Consider the following 523-nt stretch of genomic DNA (forward strand, 5'->3'; position numbering starts at 1 on the left):
GGAATGCTCATCTTTGATCTGACACAATCAGAAGCAGAGATTGTAGACAATGAAAGTAATGTGACCGTTAGTTATCATATTACTGAGATGGATGCTGCAGATGACATCAATCCAATTGTGGATCCAACGATGCATAATGTAGACATGGCAAACGCCAATACAAACGGACAAGTAATTATCTATGTACGTGTGGAGAGTGATGTGCAAATAGATAGCAACATGCTGCCTTGTTACAAGATTGTAGAATTGCCAGTAGTAGTACATCCATTACCAGTACTGACCGATATCGCATTTACGTATGTATTCTGTGAATATGACAATGATGATACCGGACAATTTGATTGGGATGTGGTAACTGCTTCACTAGATTTACTAACGCCACCACAAGATGTAGCAAACTTTACCGTAACCTATCATCCAACAGTGGCTGATGCACTTGCAAACACCAATGCACTTGTGAATGGTTTTGAAAACACCATCGATCCACAAACGGTCTTTATCCGTGTGGAGAATACCATTACTG

Annotated in this window: 1 protein-coding gene; it reads left to right on the forward strand. The window is 40.2% G+C overall.

The features are described 5' to 3' along the window. The coding region (locus H2O64_RS23950) for a hypothetical protein (RefSeq protein WP_187564769.1) at positions 1 to 523 on the forward strand (523 nt) is incomplete at both ends.

This window comes from Kordia aestuariivivens, assembly GCF_014397005.1.
GTDB lineage: Bacteria > Bacteroidota > Bacteroidia > Flavobacteriales > Flavobacteriaceae > Kordia > Kordia aestuariivivens.